17 protein-coding genes and 3 tRNA genes are annotated in these 18,252 nt (G+C 57.0%); 9 read left to right on the top strand and 11 right to left on the bottom strand.

The window, feature by feature from the left end:
• The 10 genes from ABCN01_RS07525 to ABCN01_RS07480 form a co-directional block, all read right to left on the bottom strand.
• Window positions 1–74: transfer RNA gene (locus tag ABCN01_RS07525), tRNA-Ile, on the bottom strand.
• A gap of 4 nt (window positions 75–78) precedes the next feature.
• Window positions 79–154: transfer RNA gene (locus ABCN01_RS07520), tRNA-Ala, on the bottom strand.
• Window positions 155–221: 67 nt separating this feature from the next.
• Window positions 222–298, bottom strand: a tRNA-Ile gene (locus ABCN01_RS07515).
• Between the two features lie 294 nt (window positions 299–592).
• Entirely contained in the window at window positions 593–3,304 is a 2,712-nt protein-coding gene (gyrA, locus tag ABCN01_RS07510) for a DNA gyrase subunit A (protein ID WP_342996783.1), read from the bottom strand.
• A 41-nt stretch (window positions 3,305–3,345) separates the two neighbouring features.
• Window positions 3,346–5,376 carry a DNA topoisomerase (ATP-hydrolyzing) subunit B gene (gene gyrB, locus ABCN01_RS07505; RefSeq protein WP_342996774.1) on the bottom strand — a complete coding sequence of 677 codons (2,031 nt, stop codon included), beginning with the start codon at window positions 5,374–5,376 and terminating at the stop codon, window positions 3,346–3,348.
• A gap of 105 nt (window positions 5,377–5,481) precedes the next feature.
• Window positions 5,482–6,045, bottom strand: a complete 564-nt coding sequence (locus tag ABCN01_RS07500; RefSeq protein WP_342996773.1) for a DciA family protein — start codon at window positions 6,043–6,045, stop codon at window positions 5,482–5,484.
• On the bottom strand, window positions 6,032–7,138 hold the full coding sequence (gene recF, locus ABCN01_RS07495; RefSeq protein ID WP_342996772.1) for a DNA replication/repair protein RecF: 1,107 nt from the start codon (window positions 7,136–7,138) through the stop codon (window positions 6,032–6,034). Before recF ends, ABCN01_RS07500 begins: the two co-directional genes overlap by 14 nt.
• Window positions 7,139–7,147: 9 nt before the next feature.
• Entirely contained in the window at window positions 7,148–8,251 is a 1,104-nt protein-coding gene (gene dnaN, locus ABCN01_RS07490; RefSeq protein ID WP_022094338.1) for a DNA polymerase III subunit beta, read from the bottom strand.
• Between the two features lie 238 nt (window positions 8,252–8,489).
• A complete protein-coding gene (locus ABCN01_RS07485) occupies window positions 8,490–10,214 on the bottom strand; it encodes a DnaA ATPase domain-containing protein (protein WP_342996771.1) in 1,725 nt (574 codons plus the stop codon).
• A gap of 15 nt (window positions 10,215–10,229) precedes the next feature.
• Window positions 10,230–11,582, bottom strand: a complete 1,353-nt coding sequence (locus tag ABCN01_RS07480) for an ATP-binding protein (RefSeq protein ID WP_342996770.1) — start codon at window positions 11,580–11,582, stop codon at window positions 10,230–10,232.
• Window positions 11,583–11,927: 345 nt separating this feature from the next.
• Between ABCN01_RS07480 and rpmH the strand changes: the two genes are divergently transcribed.
• The 9 genes from rpmH to ABCN01_RS07435 all read left to right on the top strand — a co-directional run bounded on the left by rpmH (window position 11,928) and on the right by ABCN01_RS07435 (window position 16,967).
• Window positions 11,928–12,062: a 50S ribosomal protein L34 gene (gene rpmH / locus ABCN01_RS07475; RefSeq protein ID WP_019127408.1), complete on the top strand. Its 135-nt coding sequence runs from the start codon at window positions 11,928–11,930 to the stop codon at window positions 12,060–12,062.
• Window positions 12,063–12,082: 20 nt separating this feature from the next.
• Complete coding sequence (gene rnpA / locus ABCN01_RS07470; protein WP_195444047.1) at window positions 12,083–12,421, top strand: ribonuclease P protein component; 339 nt, start codon at window positions 12,083–12,085, stop codon at window positions 12,419–12,421.
• Window positions 12,418–12,642, top strand: coding sequence for a membrane protein insertion efficiency factor YidD (yidD, locus tag ABCN01_RS07465; RefSeq protein WP_022093804.1), 225 nt, complete (start codon window positions 12,418–12,420; stop codon window positions 12,640–12,642). Before rnpA ends, yidD begins: the two co-directional genes overlap by 4 nt.
• 29 nt (window positions 12,643–12,671) lie before the next feature.
• The gene (locus tag ABCN01_RS07460; RefSeq protein ID WP_195444049.1) at window positions 12,672–13,442 is read left to right on the top strand and encodes a YidC/Oxa1 family membrane protein insertase; all 771 of its coding nucleotides are present in this window, start codon (window positions 12,672–12,674) and stop codon (window positions 13,440–13,442) included.
• Window positions 13,443–13,486: 44 nt separating this feature from the next.
• Complete coding sequence (locus tag ABCN01_RS07455) at window positions 13,487–14,056, top strand: Jag family protein (protein WP_342996769.1); 570 nt, start codon at window positions 13,487–13,489, stop codon at window positions 14,054–14,056.
• Between the two features lie 96 nt (window positions 14,057–14,152).
• On the top strand, window positions 14,153–14,890 hold the full coding sequence (gene rsmG / locus ABCN01_RS07450) for a 16S rRNA (guanine(527)-N(7))-methyltransferase RsmG (protein WP_342996768.1): 738 nt from the start codon (window positions 14,153–14,155) through the stop codon (window positions 14,888–14,890).
• A gap of 134 nt (window positions 14,891–15,024) precedes the next feature.
• Window positions 15,025–15,825 (top strand): ParA family protein, encoded by an 801-nt coding sequence (locus ABCN01_RS07445; protein ID WP_342996767.1) that lies wholly within the window; start codon window positions 15,025–15,027, stop codon window positions 15,823–15,825.
• Window positions 15,818–16,723: a ParB/RepB/Spo0J family partition protein gene (locus tag ABCN01_RS07440; protein ID WP_342996766.1), complete on the top strand. Its 906-nt coding sequence runs from the start codon at window positions 15,818–15,820 to the stop codon at window positions 16,721–16,723. The genes ABCN01_RS07445 and ABCN01_RS07440 overlap by 8 nt, the downstream gene beginning before the upstream one ends.
• Window positions 16,713–16,967 carry a hypothetical protein gene (locus ABCN01_RS07435; protein WP_342996765.1) on the top strand — a complete coding sequence of 85 codons (255 nt, stop codon included), beginning with the start codon at window positions 16,713–16,715 and terminating at the stop codon, window positions 16,965–16,967. Before ABCN01_RS07440 ends, ABCN01_RS07435 begins: the two co-directional genes overlap by 11 nt.
• A 198-nt stretch (window positions 16,968–17,165) precedes the next feature.
• Here the strand turns inward: ABCN01_RS07435 and rlmN are convergent, their stop codons facing one another.
• Window positions 17,166–18,218 (bottom strand): dual-specificity RNA methyltransferase RlmN, encoded by a 1,053-nt coding sequence (gene rlmN, locus ABCN01_RS07430; protein ID WP_342996764.1) that lies wholly within the window; start codon window positions 18,216–18,218, stop codon window positions 17,166–17,168.
• Window positions 18,219–18,252 lie beyond the last annotated feature (34 nt).

Below are 18,252 nucleotides of genomic sequence, written 5' to 3'. Positions count from 1 at the left end.
TGGACCTGACAAGATTCGAACTTGTGACCTCCCGGTTATCAGCCGGACGCTCTAACCAACTGAGCTACAGGTCCATCATGGTGGAGGTTAGGGGGATCGAACCCCTGACCTCAGGCTTGCAAAGCCCGCGCTCTCCCAGCTGAGCTAAACCCCCACGGAGAAAGTAATAAACACCCCAGCGGCGACTCGGCTCTCGCTGGGGTGTTTATTGCGAAAGAAAGTGGTGGACCTGACAAGATTCGAACTTGTGACCTCCCGGTTATCAGCCGGACGCTCTAACCAACTGAGCTACAGGTCCATCGCGCAAGGGATATATTAGACGAGTCGTTACGCGCGCGTCAACAACTTTTTTGAAAAACTTTGGAGTGTGCCCGCCGAGCGGGCGAGATGGGTTAGGTTTGCTGCTCGGACAGTCCTGCGCAAGACGAAGGCCACATTAAGTGGCCTTCTTTGCGTGCGGAACTCGCGACAAACCTAACCCATCTCGCCCGCTCGGCGGGCACGGGGTCCAAGGTTGTCAAAAAAGCGGTCGGCGCGCAGTGCGCCGACCGCCGATATATGGGGTCTGATATTTTCTACCAGCTAGTTCCTCTTACTCGTCGAGGAGATCTTCTGGCATGTCGTTGCCGTCGCCTAGGTCGACTGGGGCCTCTTCGGCGTCGGCTGCGGCCTCGGCACCTTCGCCTTCGGGCTTCTCTTTGGCGGCCGTCATGCGCGCTACGGCGCAGATGCGGTCGTTGTCGTCGACAGTCATCATCTTGACGCCCTGAGTGGCGCGACCGGTTTGGCTGATCTCGTCGGTCTTGACGCGAATGACCGTCGCGCCCTCCGTCACGATGAACAGCTCATGCTGCGGGCCCACCGTCTTCATGGCTGCGAGGTTACCCTTGCGCTCGGTCATCTGGATGGTGTAGACACCCTGACCGCCGCGGTTCTGCTCCGGATAATCCGAGACCGGCGTGCGTTTGCCGTAGCCGCGCTCGGTAATGACGAACAGGTCGCCGTTACCGTTGGTAATCTCCATACCAAGAACGCTCACGCCATCCTTCATGCTAATGCCGCGGACGCCGCTGGTATCGCGACCGGTAGCGCGCACCTGGTCCTCGGGGAACATAATCGCCTTGCCCGCGGTGGTTGCCATGATGATCTTGTCACCCTCACGCACGCGGCGTACAGCGAGCAGCGCGTCGTCGTCCCTCAGGTTGATGGCGATCAGGCCGTCGCGGCGGCTACGGTCGTAGGCGCTCATCACGGTCTTCTTGACCATGCCGCTCTTGGTGGCAAACATCAGATACTCGTCGGCGGGGAACTCGCGGCAGCTGATGACGCTCGCGATCTTCTCGCCCTCCTCGAAAGGCAGCAGGTTGACGATCGCGGTACCGCGCGCCTGGCGCGTACCCACCGGCAGCTCGTGCACCTTCAGGCGATAGACCTTGCCCTTGCTCGAGAAGAACAGCACGTACTCGTGCGTGGACGCGATAAACATCTCGTCGATAACGTCGTCCTCTTTAAGGTTGACGCCCGACACGCCCTTGCCGCCGCGCTTCTGGGCGCGATAGGCGGCCACCGGGATGCGCTTGACGTAGCCGGTGTGGGTGATGGTCACGACCATGTCCTCGTCGGCAATCAGATCTTCGACGTCCAGATCCTTCTCGACGTGGCTGATCTCGGTGCGGCGCTTGTCGCCGAACTTCTTGGAAATCTCGCGCATCTCTTCCTTGATGACGCCCAGAATCTTCTCCTCGTGCGCCAAGAGGTCCTCGTAGTAGGCGATGGCGCGGCGCAAGCCGTCCAGCTCTTCCTGAATCTTGTCGCGCTCGAGGCCGGTCAGGCGGCGCAGCTTCATCTCGAGGATGGCCGTAGTCTGCTCGGGCGTAAAGCCAAAGCGCTCGATCAGGCGACTGCTGGCCTCGGAATCGGTCTGCGAGGAGCGGATGATGCTGATGACCTCGTCGATATGGTCGAGAGCCATCAGGTAGCCCTCGAGGATATGGGCACGCGCCTGGGCCTTCTTGAGGTCAAAGCGGGTGCGGCGGGTGACGACGTCGACCTGGTGGTCGATGTAGTGCTGCAGCATCTCGCGCAGGCTCAGGCATTTGGGCACGCCGTTGACGAGTGCCAGGTTGTTGGCGCCAAAGGTCGTCTGCAGCGAGGTGTACTTATACAGATTGTTGAGCACGACCTGCGGAATGACGCCCTTCTTGAGCTCGATGACCAGACGGATGCCCTTCTGGTTTGACTCATCACGCATATCCGAGATGCCCTCGATGCGCTTGTCGTTGACGAGTTGGGCGATCTTCTCCTGCAGGGTGCCCTTGTTGACCATGTAGGGAATCTCGGTAAAGACCAGGCGGCTGCGGCCGGTCTTGGTGGACTCCACATGTGCCTTGGCACGCACGGTAATGGAGCCGCGGCCGGTCTCGTAGCCCTGCTTAATGCCGGCGCTGCCCATGATGATGGCGCCGGTGGGGAAGTCCGGACCGGGCATGATCTGCATGAGCTCGTCGACGGTGGCGTCGGGGTTGTCGATCAGGTAGCAGGTGGCCTCGATCGCCTCGGTGAGGTTATGCGGGGCGATGTTGGTGGCCATGCCGACGGCGATGCCCTGGCTGCCGTTGACCAGCAGGTTGGGGAAGCGCGCAGGCAGCGCCACGGGCTCGGCGAGCGATTCGTCGTAGTTGGGCTGCCAGTCGACGGTATCCTTCTGCAAGTCACGCAACAGTTCCATGGCGGGCTTTGCCAGGCGGCTCTCGGTGTAACGCATGGCCGCCGCGCCGTCGCCGTCGATGTTGCCGAAGTTGCCGTGACCGTCGATGAGCGGCGTGCGCATGGAGAACCACTGCGCCAGGCGGACCATGGCCTCATAGACCGCGAAGTCGCCATGCGGGTGGTACTTACCGATAACTTCGCCGACCGTCCAAGCTGACTTCTTGTGCGGGCGGTTGGGGTAGATGCCGCTCTCGTTCATCGCGTACAGGATGCGGCGGTGCACCGGCTTTAAGCCGTCGCGCACGTCCGGCAGGGCGCGCGCCGTGATGACCGACATCGAATACTCGATGAACGACTGCTTCATCTCGCGGCCGAACTCCGAAATCTGGAGCTGACCGCCGTTGATATCCTCGCCGGCCGAGGCGCCACGGTCGACTTCGCCAAAGCTCTCCTCGAGCTCGGCGTCGTCTTCTTCCTCATCATCATCATCGGCATCGGGGTTATAGGCGTCCGGGTCGCCGTCCTCGCCCTGCTCAGCACGGGCAAGCAGGCGCTTCAGATCATCGGGCATACCGGCATCGCCGGCCTCGTCCATACCCTCGTTATTGTTGATATCGTCTGCCACGTTACCTCCTCTTAAGCGTCAAGGAAGCGCGCATCATGGGCGTGCTTCTCGATGTACTCGCGGCGATAGCCGACCTCGGAACCCATCAGCTCGCGCACGGCGCGGTCCGCCACCACGGCGTCCTCGATCGACACACGCTGCAGAATGCGGGTCTTTGGGTCCATCGTCGTCGAGGCAAGCTGTTTGGGGTCCATCTCGCCCAGGCCCTTGTAGCGCTGGACGGTATAGCCCTTGCGCTTTTTGGTGATCTTGCCGTCCTTGGCCTTGCCGTCCTCGTCGTTATCGTCGGGGTTCAGGCCCAGGCTCTGGATGGTGTCGCGCAAAATCTCGTCTTCGGGCTGGCGGCCGTTGGGATACACGTAGTGGATCTTGTTGCGCACCTTAATGCCAAAGATGGGCGGGCAGGCAACATAGACGTAGCCGGCATCGATCAGCGGACGCATGTACTTGTAGAAGAACGTCAGCAGCAGGATGCGGATATGCGCACCGTCGACGTCTGCATCGGTCATGATGATGATCTTGTGGTAGCGCGCCTTGGTGATATCAAAGTCGCCGCCGTCGCCGGCACTCGTCGTGACGCCGCAGCCGATCGCGGTAATCAGCGACTGGATGGTGTCACTCGAGAATGCGCGATGGTCACCAACGCGTTCGACGTTCAAAATCTTGCCTCGCAGGGGCAGAATCGCCTGGATGTCTCGGCGACGGCCGTCCTTGGCCGAACCGCCTGCCGAGTCGCCCTCTACGATGAAGAGCTCGGTGAGCTCGGCATCGCGTACCGAGCAGTCGGCGAGCTTGCCGGGCAGAGACGCCGTCTCGAGCAGGCTCTTGCGACGCGTCGCCTCACGCGCCTTGCGGGCGGCGTTGCGGGCCTTGCAGGCTTGCTGGGCCTTCTTGACAATCTCGCGGGCGGGCTTAGGATGCTCCTCCAAGTAATCGGCGAGGCCGTCGGTCACGATCTTGAGCGTCAGCGCTCGCATATAGGAGCTACCGAGCTTGGCCTTGGTCTGGCCCTCAAACTGCGGGTCGGGCAGTTTGACCGAGATGACAGCCGAAAGGCCCTCTCGCACATCGTCGCCGGTCAGGTTGGCGTCCTTTTCCTTGAGCAGGTTCTGCTTGCGAGCGTAATCGTTGATCACGCGGGTGAGCGCCGTGCGGAAGCCCTCGAGGTGCATGCCGCCCTCGGGGGTGTAGATGTCGTTGGCAAACGACATGACGTTCTCGCCGTAGCCGCTATTCCACTGCAGGGAAACCTCGACCTCGCCCATCTTGGTCACAGGCGCGTCCGGGTCCGATTTGCCCTCGATGTAGATGGGCTCCTTAAAGGCCTCGGGGACGTCCTTGCCCTCGTTGAGGAACTTGACGAAGTCGATGATGCCGCCCTCGTAGCAAAACTCCTCCACATGGGGAGTCGTCTCGCGCTCGTCGGTCAACACGATCTTGAGGTTCTTATTGAGGAACGCCGTCTCCTGCAGACGGTTATGCAGCGTATCGAAATCGTAGATGCAGGTCTCGAAGATCTCATCGTCGGGCCAGAAGGTGACGGTGGTGCCCGTCGAATCCGAGGTGCCCACGACCTCCATCTTCTTGACGGTCTTGCCGCGCGAGAACTCCATCTCGTAGGTGTTGCCATCGCGACGAACCTGAACGACCACGCGCTTGGACAGTGCGTTGACGACGGAGATGCCCACGCCGTGCAGGCCGCCCGAGACCTTATAGGCCGAGTTATCGAACTTACCGCCGGCGTGCAAGATCGTCATGACGACCTCGAGCGTCGGGATCTTTTTAACAGGGTGCTCGTCGACGGGGATACCGCGCCCGTTGTCGACGACCGTGATGGAGTTGTCGGCGTGGACCGTCACCTGGATCTCGGTGCAGAAACCGGCCATGGCCTCGTCGACGGAGTTGTCAACGATCTCCCACACCAGGTGATGCAGACCGCTGGCGCTCGTCGAGCCGATATACATGCCCGGGCGCTTACGAACGGCCTCGAGACCTTCGAGAATCTTAATCTCGCCGCCATCGTAATCGTTTTCGTTTGCCACACGTCCTCCTTCAGTCAAGAAAATGTGTACAGCCTTACTAGTTTATCGTAAAAAAATACCCTCGGGAACGAGGGTATTTGGCTCTACAAGGCCACCAGATGCGATTTAAGGCTCTTTTTTGCTTTGCACGCCCTTGGCCCACTCGGCACTGGCTCTCATGGCATTCTCGAGGGCCTCGCGCAGTTTTTGGTCTTCGATGGGCGCCACTTGGCGCTCAATCTCGGTGCGCTCGGCCTCACTTAGGTCGGCGTGCGGGGCCGGCGGGCGCTCGGTCGTCGCCGGGCGCAGGCGCTCCTTGGCGGCGGGCGGCATGTGGCCGGGTGCGGTGGTTTTGAACACCAGGCCGTCCACATGCGCACCGGCGCGCTCCATGCGCGCGCGGATGATCTCGCGCAACAGCGTCATTTCCTGCGTCCACGAGGGCGAATCGAGATATACCAGCAGCTCATTGGACTCGGGCAGGTAGCGCAGCCCCGTCACATGCCGTCCCTCGCGCGTGCCCGAGCACACCGCGTTCCACGCGCGATAGACCGCGCGCGACTCCTCGGCAGCCTCCATCTGCGCACGGCGCTCAGGCGTCGCCGACGCCAGGATGCGCTGGCGCTCTGCGTTCAAAAACCCACTGAAGGCGACCGTCTCGCTCTCGCGCTCGTAATTAGCACGCCTCACCCATGCTCACCACCTTGGCTCGATCAAGCAGGTCATCGGTAAAGTATCCCAGGTTGGTCGTGGTTATGACCGTTTGGATATCATCGCCGATCAGCCGCAGAAAAGCACCGCGGCGCTCGCCGTCGAGCTCGCTCATCACGTCGTCCAGAAGCAACAGCGGAGCAGTACCCAGAACATCGCGAGCCACGGCCACCTCGGCCACCTTCCAGGACAGTACCAACGTTCGCTGCTGTCCTTGGCTGGCAAATGAACGAGCGGAGCGACCCGCCACGGTAAATTCAATCTCGTCGCGATGCGGTCCCACCAACGTCACGCCGCGGCGAATTTCCTCGTCGGCGTGCTCATCAAGGGCGGCCAGCATGCGCTCGTACGCCCAGCCCTTCAGCTCTTCGCGATCCTCGACCTGGGGCAAATCCCCCAGCGTGGACGCATAGGACACGTTGGCGGCTTCACCGGACGCCACTTGCCCGTAGGCAGTACGCACATGGCCCGCCAGCCGGTCGAGCAGGGCCAACCGGTGCACGAGCAGAGCCGCGCCCGCGCGGGCAATCGAATCGTTCCACGCGCCGAGCATCTCACGGCAGCACCAGGTCTCCTTGAGCAAGGCGTTACGCTGGGTCACGCAGCGCCCATAGGTGCTCGCAAGATCGGCATAGCGTGCGCTCAGTTGCATGCCAAAGTCATCGAGGGCGGCGCGGCGCACGCTGGCGCCTCGCTTAACCATGTCCAGATGGTCAGGGCAAAACAGCACGCTCGGCAGAACCCCGCGCACACCGGCGGCAGAGCATCTCTTGCCGTTGCGGCTAAACGAGCGCTTACCGTCCTCCGCGCTCAATCCCATATCAAGCACGCGGCCGTCGCCCTCGAGCCTCAGCTCGACCTTGCACGAGCCCACGCCGTCATGGACGAGCTCGGCTGCGGTCGGATGCCTAAACGAGGCGCCGCTCGTCAGCAGCTGCAGCGCCTCTATGAGATTGGTCTTTCCCGCCGCGTTGGGTCCCGCAAGTATCGTCACGCCCTCGTCCAGGGCAAGACGATAGTTATCGAAGCTGCGGTAGTGCGCGACGGAAAGATCGCGGGCGAACATGGTCATGGCGCAACGCTAGATGCGGACCGGCATGACCAGGTACAGGTAGTTGATCTTGTCGTAGGACTTGAAGATGCCCGCCTGCGAGTAGCTCTTGAGCTCCAGCGTGATCTCCTTCTCCTTGGACAGGGCATTGAGGCAGCCGAAGATGTAGTGGTAGTTGAAGGCGATGGTACCCGACTCGCCCTCGGCCTCGACATCGATCGTCTCCTGTGCAAGGTCCTGGTCATTGGAAATGGAGGACAGGCCCATCTGCCCGTTCTCGACATCGATCTCGAACTTGACGGCGGGATTGGCGCTCGCGATAACGGCCACGCGCTTGAGGGCGGCGTTAAAGGCGGCGACGTCGATCTTGACGCTCGTCACGCACGAATCGGGGATGAGCTGCTTGTAGTTGGGGTACACGCCCTCGATGCGGCGCGACACGTAGGTGGTGTTGCCGGCCTCGAAGACGACCTGGGTGTCGGTAGCCCCGATCATGATGGTCGCCTGGCTGGCCATGATGTTCAGTGCGTCGTTAAAGGCGTCAGCCGGAACGTTGAGTTCAAAGGAACCCTCGAGGGTCGAGGTCTCGACCTGCGTATCGCACACGGCCAAGCGGAAGGAATCGGTCGCCACCAGGCGTACGGTGTTGTTCTCGACCTTCATGTGCACGCCGCCCAGGATGGGACGAGCCTTGTCAGTCGAGGTTACGCGCCATACGCGGCCGACCATTTCGGACAAGATATCGGTCGGCAGCTCCACGGCACTCTCGATGGCGTATGCCGGAAACTCGGGGAAGTCATTGGCATCGAGCGTGTTCAGGCGGAAAGAGCTCTTCTCGCAACCAATCAGCACCTGGCGCTCGGACAGCTCAAAGGTGACCGGGGCATCGGGGAGGGTCTTGGTGATATTGGAGAGCATCTTACAGGGGATAACCATCTCGCCCTCTTCTTCGACATGCGCCGCGATGCGATGACGGATCGAGATGGTGTAGTTAGAGGTCTGGAATTCCAAGATGCCGTCTTGCGCCTTGACGAGCACGCCCGACAGGATGGGAAGGGTGGATGCCGAAGCGACGCCCTTCATAACGACGCCGATGGCTTGTGTAAGCGAGCTCTGGCTGACGGTGAACTTCATCTTTTAATACCTTTCTATAGATATAAATATCTTAATAATAGTAATAGCACTGACGAAACTGTTGATTACTCCCAAAGACGCAGGTCAGACCCAAAAAGAGAATCGACAGCAACCTGTGTGCAACAGGGGTGGTTTTCCACGTTCAAAACCTGCGCAAAACTTTTCATCACCGCGGGTTGGGTTTTAGACACCTTATGCCCGTGGTTTCGACAAGTTTTCAACAGGTGTCTCTATTTCCCTACGAGCGCAGTGTAATTTTATCGCGCAGCGACTTGAGGTCTTCGGTGACGGTGCGGTCTTCCTGGATCATCTTCTGGACCTTTTTGTAGCTCGTACTGACGGTCGAGTGGTTGCGGTTGCCAAATTCGGCGCCCACCGCCGTGGTCGTCATCTCGCACATCTCGATGGCCAGGTAGATAGCGATATGGCGTGCTTTTGCGATATTGGCGTTGCGACGCGGGCCGATGAGCTCCTCGTGCGTCACGCCGTACTGCTCTTCGATGACGGACTGAACCGTCTGGACGTTGATCTTTTTGGCCGATGTGTCGAAGTACTGGCTGGCGATGGCGTCGATATCGTCAAAGGTGAGCTCCCCGCCCTCGCGCTCGCGGTCGCCCGCCTCGCCGGCGCAGCGCTCGCAGAAGCTCTCGAGTTCGCGGATGTTGGTGCCCGACACCTCTGCCATGTGCTTAAAGTGCTCATCGGTCAGGTGCCCGCCGTCGCCCCCATAGGCCGCCAGCAGTGAGTCGTCGCCTGCCTCGGGAGCGGCGACGATGGTGTTCTCGTAATAGCGCTGCAAGATCTTGTATTTCATCTCGTAGCTGGGCTCTGCGACCAGGCAGAGCATGCCGGCGTTAAAGCGGCTGGTCAGACGCTCGTCCATGCTCAGGTCCTTGGGGGCGCGGTCTGCCGCGATGACGACCTTCTTGTTGTTGCGGATGAACTCGTCCATGAGCTGGAAAAAGTAGTCCACGCTCGCGCGCTTGCCGATGATGTTTTGGATGTCATCGATGATGAGCACGTCCACGCCGTGGTACGCCTGCATGATGGGGGCGTTGCTCTTCTTTTGGCGGTCGAACTCAGTCATCAGGTCGTCCAGATATGCCTGGGAGTTGGCATACTTGACCTTGATCTCGGGCGACTTCTCGGCGAGCTCGTTTTTGATGGCAAGCAGCAGGTGCGTCTTGCCCAGGCCCGATTTGCCGTAGATGAACAGTGAAGTGCATGTGCCGCGCTCGTCCGCGAGGGCGGCAAACTTGAGTGCCGAGCGATAGGCATGGCTGTTCTCGGGGCCGTAGACAAAGTTTTCAAAGGTAAATTTTGAGTTCGCGGCGAGCGGGGCTCCATCCGTATTCTGCTCGGCCGGCACGGTCGGTGCTGGCATGGGCGAAGTGGGGGTCGCAGCTTGCGTGGATTTAGTCGGCGCTCCGCCCTTCATCTGGTTCATCATGCGACGAAAATCATCGGCCGAGAGCGTGTTCTTGATTGCAATGCCCGAATCCGCGCCCGCCGCTGCGTCGTGAGCGATGGGCATGTGCGTGACGGGTGCGTTCGTTGACGTCGCCGCCGCGGTCGGCAACGGTGTCATGGTTTCACGGGAAACATCGCCGTGCTGGTGCTCGATTGTCGGCACGTCGCCTGCGGAGGCCGGCACCGCCGGGGAAGCAGCAGGAGCCGTGGCGGGCGCCGTCGCGGCAGCGGATTCCGTCGCGGCGCCTTGCGGTGCCACGATGTCGAGCGCAATCGGTGCAAAGGCGATTTCTTCCAGATAGGCCTCAATAGTCGGCTGATGCTTTTTGAGCTGCGCGATGGCAAAGCGCGAGGGGGCCTCGATCGTGAGCGTATCTTCGGTCAGGCTTATGGCGCGCGATTGCCCCAGCATGTTGATGAGGCGTGCATCTTGGCCGTCGCGCTGGCAAAAGGCGATGGCATCCCCCAGGATGATGCTTGCTTCCTCGTCCACTGTCTCTCCCGTTCTTTAGCTCTGAGCTCGCACGCGAGCGGCGCCGAGTTCGGTCAGATGGTATTTCTGGCCATGCTTGATGACCAAGCCGGCCTGCGCCAAGTCATTGAGCGTGCGTGACCAAGTGGGGGCCGAGTTTCCAAACGCCCTCGCCAGATCGGTTGCACCGCACGCTTGATTTTGCGCCAGATAGCCCAGCGCGGCGTTGCCGCGATCGCTTACGAACACGTCCGGTTGTGGCTGCGCATACTGATTTGCTGCATTAGGATACATCATTTGAGCTGCTGGTTGTTGAGAACTCTGCACCGGCGGCATTTGCTGTTGAAAACTTTGAGGCCACTGTTGGTAAGGCTGCGGAGGCACCTGCTGAGCCCAGGGGTTGTACTGCTGCTGCGGCATCTGCTGGTACGGCTGCTGATATCCCTGCTGGTACTGCTGCAGGAACTGCTGGCCATACCCCAGTGGTGGCATCTGCTGATATGGATATCCCTGTTGGTACGGCTGATAGCCCATTTGCTGGCCACCCGGTGCCCCCGTCGCCTGCTGCATTGCTGCTGCTTCCTGATCCGCCAGCGGCATGGCCTCTGGCGTGTTTGGCGGCATCGACATCGATGCCGCCTGGGGCTCTTGTGTAGGAAACATTCCGGGCTGCTGCATCTGCCCCACGGGGGGCTGCATCTGCTGCGTTGCCATGGGCTGCTGTGCAAAAGCTCCCGGCAGGGGATATGTTGGCTGCTCCGTCTCGGGCCGCACGGCAGCACCGCGTCCGCCGGCACGCTCGATTTCCTGCACGCGCTTGGGGTTCAGACTTACCGTAACCACGGTGCCGTTGCCCATGTTGTCCTCGATGGATACGGCACCGCCGGCGTTTTCCAAATACTCCTGCACCATGGGAAACCCTGCTCCGGTTCCACGGATATAGCGCTTCATCTTGCTGTTTGCACTGGTAACGCCAAAGTCGAAAGCGCGTTCCTTGTCGTCGATGCCGGGTCCCTGATCGGCAAAGCGGATGGTGTCTCCGCCGTCCAGAATCGAGATGATGGGCTCGGCAAAGTGCGCGTGGATAAAGTTTTCGACAATCTCGCGGATGACCATGAGCGAGATATGGCCGCCTTGTTCTTTCATGCACTGGTAGACGGTGTTGGTCGTCTCTTCCAAATACGTGCGGACATCTTGCGGATCAATGACGATCACACGCGGTGTCGACAGCATGTCGTCATAGACGGCGATGCGCGCGGCGTACATGGCTTTTGGCGCCTGCGTTGTCGTCTGTTCACCTTCGTCACGCTCTTCGCGCACGCCGGTGATGTGCTCGTTGTCGGGTGCCGGGTCTCCGGAATCGACCATGGTGTAAAAGTCGTCAGACATGCCGCTCGCAATCTTCCAAAAGGTTTCGAACAAATAGTAGCTCACCGTGCAATGTTTCTCATCTTTCGACAAACTTTCAAAACCTGTTGAAAACTTTGGAAAACGGACGAAAAGTTCTCAACATTGCCAACATGACCTGTTGAAAACTCGATGAAATATCGTGAAAAGTTGCCATGCACCGCTAAATCGAACTCGGCTTATGGGGGAACCGTGTGAACTGCGCGACCTTTTACCTTTGATTTCTTGACATTTGAACATTGATTTCCCTACAATCTTCAAGCTCACGTGTCTATATCTGCGTCCGCGCTCCCGCGGACACTCGAAATGCAGCAGGAGGAACTTAAGATGAAGCGTACGTATCAGCCTAATAAGCGTAAGCGTGCCAAGACCCATGGCTTCCGTGCCCGTATGGCCACCAAGGGTGGTCGTGCCGTGCTCGCCCGTCGCCGCGCCAAGGGCCGCAAGCGTCTCACTGTCTAGCAGCGATACACACATCTCGCATGAAGACTATTAAGTCTCGGCAAGATTTCGAGCATGTGTTCAGTCAGGGGCGTCGTTTCAATCACCCTCTGATTCGAATGACCATATGTGAATCGGTTGGCGAAGGCGACTCCGGAAGGGTCGCCTTCGTTGGTGCTAAACGGCTCGGTTGTGCAGTTGTGCGCAACCGTTCTAAGCGTGTGATGCGCGAGGCCGCCCGCAGCTGCGGATTTCCCGTTGCGGGTTATGACATCATCTTGTTCGCAACTCCCAAGACGAGGGTTTCCTCGCCGCAGGAGATGGACAAGGCATTGCGTTCGCTTGTGAAACGCGCCGGCGTTGCCGGGGAGGAGCGATGAGCAATCACGTTTTGCGACGTGTTGCCATCGCTCCTATTCGCATATATCAACAGGTTATTTCGCCCTTATTGCCTGACGCCTGCATTTATTACCCAACGTGCTCGCAATACGCCGTCCAGGCGATTGAGAAGTACGGTGTTTTGAGAGGCTGCTGGCTTGCCGTGAGGCGCATCGCTCGCTGCAATCCCCTGCACGTCGGCGGTTATGACCCTGTGCCCTAGCGGGCACTCGCTATCGGAGGAAAACTTACATGTGGGATTGGATCGTTAACATCCTTTTCGAGCTGCTCAAGCTCATCCAGACCTTTGCGGTCGACTGGGGCCTGTCCATCATCATCCTGGTGGTCATCATCCGTCTGCTGCTGACGCCGCTTATGCTCAAGTCGACCAAGTCGACGGCTCGCATGCAGGTGCTGCAGCCCAAGATGCTCGAGATCCAGGAGCGCTATGCCGACGATCCTCAGCGTCAGGCCGAGGAGATGCAGAAGTTCTACAGCGAGAACAAGTTCAACCCCATGGCTGGTTGTCTGCCGCTGTTGATCCAGATGCCTGTCCTGTTTGCCCTGTTTACGCTGCTGCGTAACCTGCCGCAGTACTTTAACGACGGCACGTTCTCGTTCTTCAACATCCTGCCCGACCTGACCACCACGCCGAGCGCTTCCTTTGCCGATGGCTTTATGGTTGCGCTGCCTGCGCTGGTCTGCCTGATTCTGTTCGCCGTCCTGACCCTGATTCCGCAGCTCTATATGTCGCGCAACCAGACCGGCCAGCAGGCTCAGAGCATGCGTATGATGGCTGTTGTCATGACGGTCATGATGCTTTGGATGGGCTGGAGCCTTCCCGTTGGTGTTCTGCTGTACTACGACGTCTCGTCTGCTTGGCAGGTTATCCAGCAGATTTTTGTGACGCAGAAGGTTATCGAGAAGGCCAAGGCCGATGAGGAGGAGCGTCTTAAGAACGCGCCGCTGCAGGTTGAGGTCACTCGTCGAGAGAAGAAGCCGCGCCCGCACAAGAAGAAGTAGTGGGATATCAATCTTATTTAGGTACCTAACTTTTGGAGTACGTTATGTCTGAAGAGATCATCGAGGATATGCTTGAGGAGGTTGCCCCGCAGGTCGCGGGCGATTATCCCGAGATTGCACAGCGCTACAAGGCTGGTGAAGAGCTGACCGATGAGGAGCTCGACACCATTGCCGATGTTGCGATTTCCATCCTGCGTTCCATCCTTTCGCACTTCGATGCCGCCAACTCTCCTATCGATGAGTATGAGGGTGACGAGGATGAGCTGATTCTGGATGTTACGGCTCCCGATCTTGCTGTTCTCATTGGCCGTCATGGTCGCACCCTTGATGCCCTTCAGGTTATGTTCTCTTTGCTGGTGAGCCGCAAGCTTGGCTTTAGGTATCCGGTTGTAGTGGACGTCGAGGGATACAAGAGCCGCCGTCAGGACAAGGTTGCCTCCATGGCTCAGTCTGCTGCCGAGCGTGCTATTCGCACTCATAAGAGTGTTTCCCTGCCGCCCATGAATGCTTATGAGCGTCGACTGGTTCATATTGCTCTTCGTGGTAACGATGCTGTCGACACGCATTCTGAGGGCTCTGATCCTGATCGCCATGTTGTGATTGTTGCTCGATAAGATTTTCGAGCCTATGCTAAGGGGACGTGGTTTCCACGTCCCCTTTTTTTGTCAAAAGTTCTCGATACACTGATTTTTGTCAGAAAGGAGCTTCTGTTGTTTGTACTTACAGATCAGCAGGCTGACGAGATGCTGAGTCGTCTATCTTCCTATTGCAAAGAGTATTCCTTGAGCGTAACTGATACTGAGCTAAGGAAATGTATTCAGCATTTGGATTTGGTTCTGGAAACAAATAAGACAACCAATCTCACACGCATTCTTAACGTAGAAGATGCTGCCGTACTACATATCCTCGACTCACTTGTTTTGCTCCCTTATATCAATAAGGCTCCTGAGGGAGCTTTGCTCGATATGGGAACAGGCGCAGGCTTTCCTGGTATTCCATTATCGATAACCACGCATCGTAAAGCTACTTATATTGACTCTGTCGGCAAGAAGGTTGATGCTGTCAATTCTTTTGTTCATGCCCTTGGATTGAAATATGGACATGCAGTCCATGATCGCCTTGAAGAATATGCTCGAAGCCATAAGAAGCAGTTTTCTGTCGTAACCGCCCGTGCACTGGCTCCGCTACCTATTCTTGTTGAGTATGCGGCTCCGTTCCTCAAGGATGGAGGGTTATTTGTTATCACGAAGGGCAATCCATCGGATGAGGAGCTTGCTTCCGGCATGTCAGCAGCTAAGATTTGCGGCTTCACTTTGCTTCTGAATGACTCAATCGATTTGCCTGAGGGCCTGGGCCATAGGGAGTTCATTGTTCTTAAGAAGAGCCATCCAGCTTCCGTTTCACTGCCTCGTGCAAATGGCATGGCTAAGAAGAATCCGCTTGCCTAGATGTTTCACGTGAAACATAATGGATACTAACGACTTGCAGTGTTTCACGTGAAACATGGCGGTTGATATCGAATCGGAATGTTTCACGTGAAACATCCTCCGTTTGACAGCTTTAATATACACCAGGAGGGACCGTGGGATTTCGCGACGTTAAGCGTTCCAAGAGCGCAAAAGATACGCGTATCATTGCAATCATCAATCAAAAAGGCGGCGTCGGTAAGTCAACGACGGCTGTAAACCTTGCAGCAGCACTGGGAGAGCAGGGTCGTAAGACACTGATTGTCGATTTTGATCCGCAAGGAAACAGCACCAGTGGATTTGGAATTGAAAAAGAAGACCTCGATCACTGCATCTATGATGCGTTGCTGAATGATGTGCCGGCAGAATCACTTGTTCTTGATACAAATTGCAAAAAGGTATTCGTAATTCCGGCTACAATTCAGCTTGCAGGCGCGGAAATTGAACTCGTAAGCGCAATTGCTCGTGAAACACGTCTCAAAGATTTGCTTGAGCCGATTCAGGACGAGTTCGATTTTATATTCATTGACTGCCCTCCTTCGCTTGGCCTGCTTACTATCAACGCTTTGACCGCAGCAGACAGCGTTTTGATTCCCATCCAGTGCGAGTATTACGCACTCGAGGGCGTTACGAAGCTGCTTGAGTCAATGAAGATGGTCAAATCTCGTCTGAACAGGGGCTTAGACACCTACGGTGTGCTTATGACCATGTATGACTCGCGTACTTCTCTATCGAATCAGGTTGTTGAGGAGGTTCAATCGTACTTTGGTGATAAGGCATTTAAGACGTTGATCCCCCGTACGGTTAAAATCTCTGAAGCTCCGTCTTTTGGAGAACCGGTAATTACCTATGCACCTCAAAATAAGGGTGCAAAAGCATATATGAACCTTGCAAAAGAGGTGATCAAGCGTGCCTAGTGTAAAGAAACGTGGCGGATTGGGACGTGGACTCAATGCTTTGGTCTCAGAGGCCGAGTATGAGACCGGTGGTTCGGCTGCATCGGCTTCGAATGCCGCATCTGAAATAAAACTACCTATTGAGGATATTGTTCCCAACCCTAATCAGCCGCGAATTCACTTTAACGAAACTGAACTTCGTGAGCTGAGCGAGTCAATCCAAGAACATGGCGTTTTGCAGCCGCTATTGGTTCGCAAGCATGGAAACGGCTATGAGATCATTGCCGGTGAGCGTCGTTACCAAGCGTCAAAACTTGCTGGTCTTGAGGAACTGCCTGTCATCATTAAAGATGTTAATGATGAAGAGATGCTAGCTCTTGCTCTTATCGAAAACCTTCAGCGTTCTGATCTAAATCCCGTCGAAGAGGCTAAGGGCTACCGCCAGCTTATCGATGCCAGCGGTATGACCCAGGAGGCATTGTCAAAGGCTGTAAGCAAGTCACGCTCTGCAATTACAAACTCGCTGCGCCTTCTTGATCTTCCCGAAGTTGTTCAGCAGATGATTTTTGAGGGCAAACTTACTGCTGGTCATGCACGTGCAATTCTTGCAGTTCCCTATGAGGATGCACGAATTCGACTTGCTGAGAAGGTTGTTGCAGAGGGCCTTTCCGTAAGAGCGACAGAAAATCTTGCTCCGTTGTTTTCTGCCGGAGAGACACCTAAGACTCCGAGGCCTGCAACGCCTCAGTCTTTTAAAAAGGCTGCCCGTGTGCTTCGTCAGATTTTTAATACCAACGTGCGTGTGAAGAGCTCGCGAGGAAAGAATAAGATTGAGATTGAGTTTAAAGACGAGGAAGAGCTCTCTCGTATTCTTGGCGAAATGATTCAGTTTGATCAAGGAGACCAAGATGAGGAATAAGATTTTAACTGCGATTGCATTGGCGACAACCGTCGCAGCTGGTGCCTTTGCTGGCTATAAGATTGCGACAGACGATGAGCTTCGAGGTCGTTTGCTTCGTAGTGCGCAGGATATCGTCGATACTTCCAAGAAGAAAATGGATGTTATGACAGAAGATGTTGCTATGCGTACTGCTCAGGTAACGAAGAATCCAAAGATTAATCAAGGTTGGGTTAGCAACCAATGGGAAAATGTAGGCTATTAGGTACCTAACAATTACCCAGTATATTTTAAAGGGTCCTTGTCTGATTCACGAGACAAGGACCCCTTATTTTGCCCGTAAAAATGGGACCAGTAGCAGCAAAGCTAAAATTGTAGTCAATATATGAAACAGTCCCGGTTGCATATCCTGCAACCGGGACTGTTCGATGTTTCACATGAAACGTTTTGGAGTGCGACTCCCCTATGCGTTCTTATGAACTTTGAAGCGCTGCTTCAGCTGTCCGCAAGCGGCGTCAATATCGTTACCACGGGAGTTACGAATCGTGGTCTCGATGCCACGGGACTCAAGACGACGCTGAAGATCCTCAACCTTATGAATCGGCGATGGTTTGAGCGGGCTGCCCTCGATGTCGTTAAGCTGAATGAGGTTAACGTGGCACAGCGTTCCCTCGCAGAAGTCGCAGAGCGCCTGCATCTCGGGATTCGTATCGTTGACGCCTTCAATCATGGCATACTCATAGGTCGGGCGGCGGCCAGTCTTCTCGGTGTAGAGCTGAAGCGCCTCGTGAAGGCGAAGCAGCGTGTACTTCTTAACACCGGGCATAAGCTTGTTGCGCGTCGACTGGATGGCGGAATGCAGGGAAACGGCAAGCGTGAACTGCTCGGGGATGTCGGCAAATTTGCGAATACCGGGAATAACGCCGCTGGTAGAGACGGTGAGGTGTCGAGCGCCGATACCGATGCCATCGGGGTCGTTGAGGATTCGCAGTGCCTTGAGAACCTCGTCGTAGTTGGCAAACGGCTCACCCTGGCCCATAAAGACAACGCTCGTGGCGCGCTCGCCAAAGTCGTTGGATACATGAAGTACCTGGTCGACGATCTCTTGAGCGGTCAGAGAGCGCTTGAGGCCGTTGAGACCGGTAGCGCAAAAGGCGCAGCCCATGCCGCAGCCTGCCTGGGTGGAAACGCAGACGGAAAGCTTGTTGCGACGGGGCATGCCGACAGTCTCGACGGAAACGCCGTCGTGGTACTCGAGCAGATACTTGCGAGAGCCATCTTTGGAAACCTGCTTGGTTTGTTCAGTCGGCGTGTCAAAGGCAAAAGCCTCTTTAAGCTGTTCGCGGAAAGCCTTGGGAAGGTTGGTCATATCGTCAAACGAACAAACGTTCTTCTCAAAGACCCATTCAATGAGCTGCTTCGCGCGGAAGGCGGGCTGGCCAAGTTCGGCCACAAGGTCGCGAATATCGTTTTGGCTCAAGTCGCGAATGTCCTGAGATTTAGTCCTGGGATTCATGGAAGCCTTTCGATTTTGGGGAAACGTAGAGGGT

It is taken from the genome of Collinsella aerofaciens (genome assembly GCF_039062365.1).
In the GTDB taxonomy this organism is placed as follows: domain Bacteria; phylum Actinomycetota; class Coriobacteriia; order Coriobacteriales; family Coriobacteriaceae; genus Collinsella.
The sequence above is the reverse complement of the archived record's forward strand: the minus strand, read 5'-3'. Positions and strand labels throughout refer to the sequence as shown.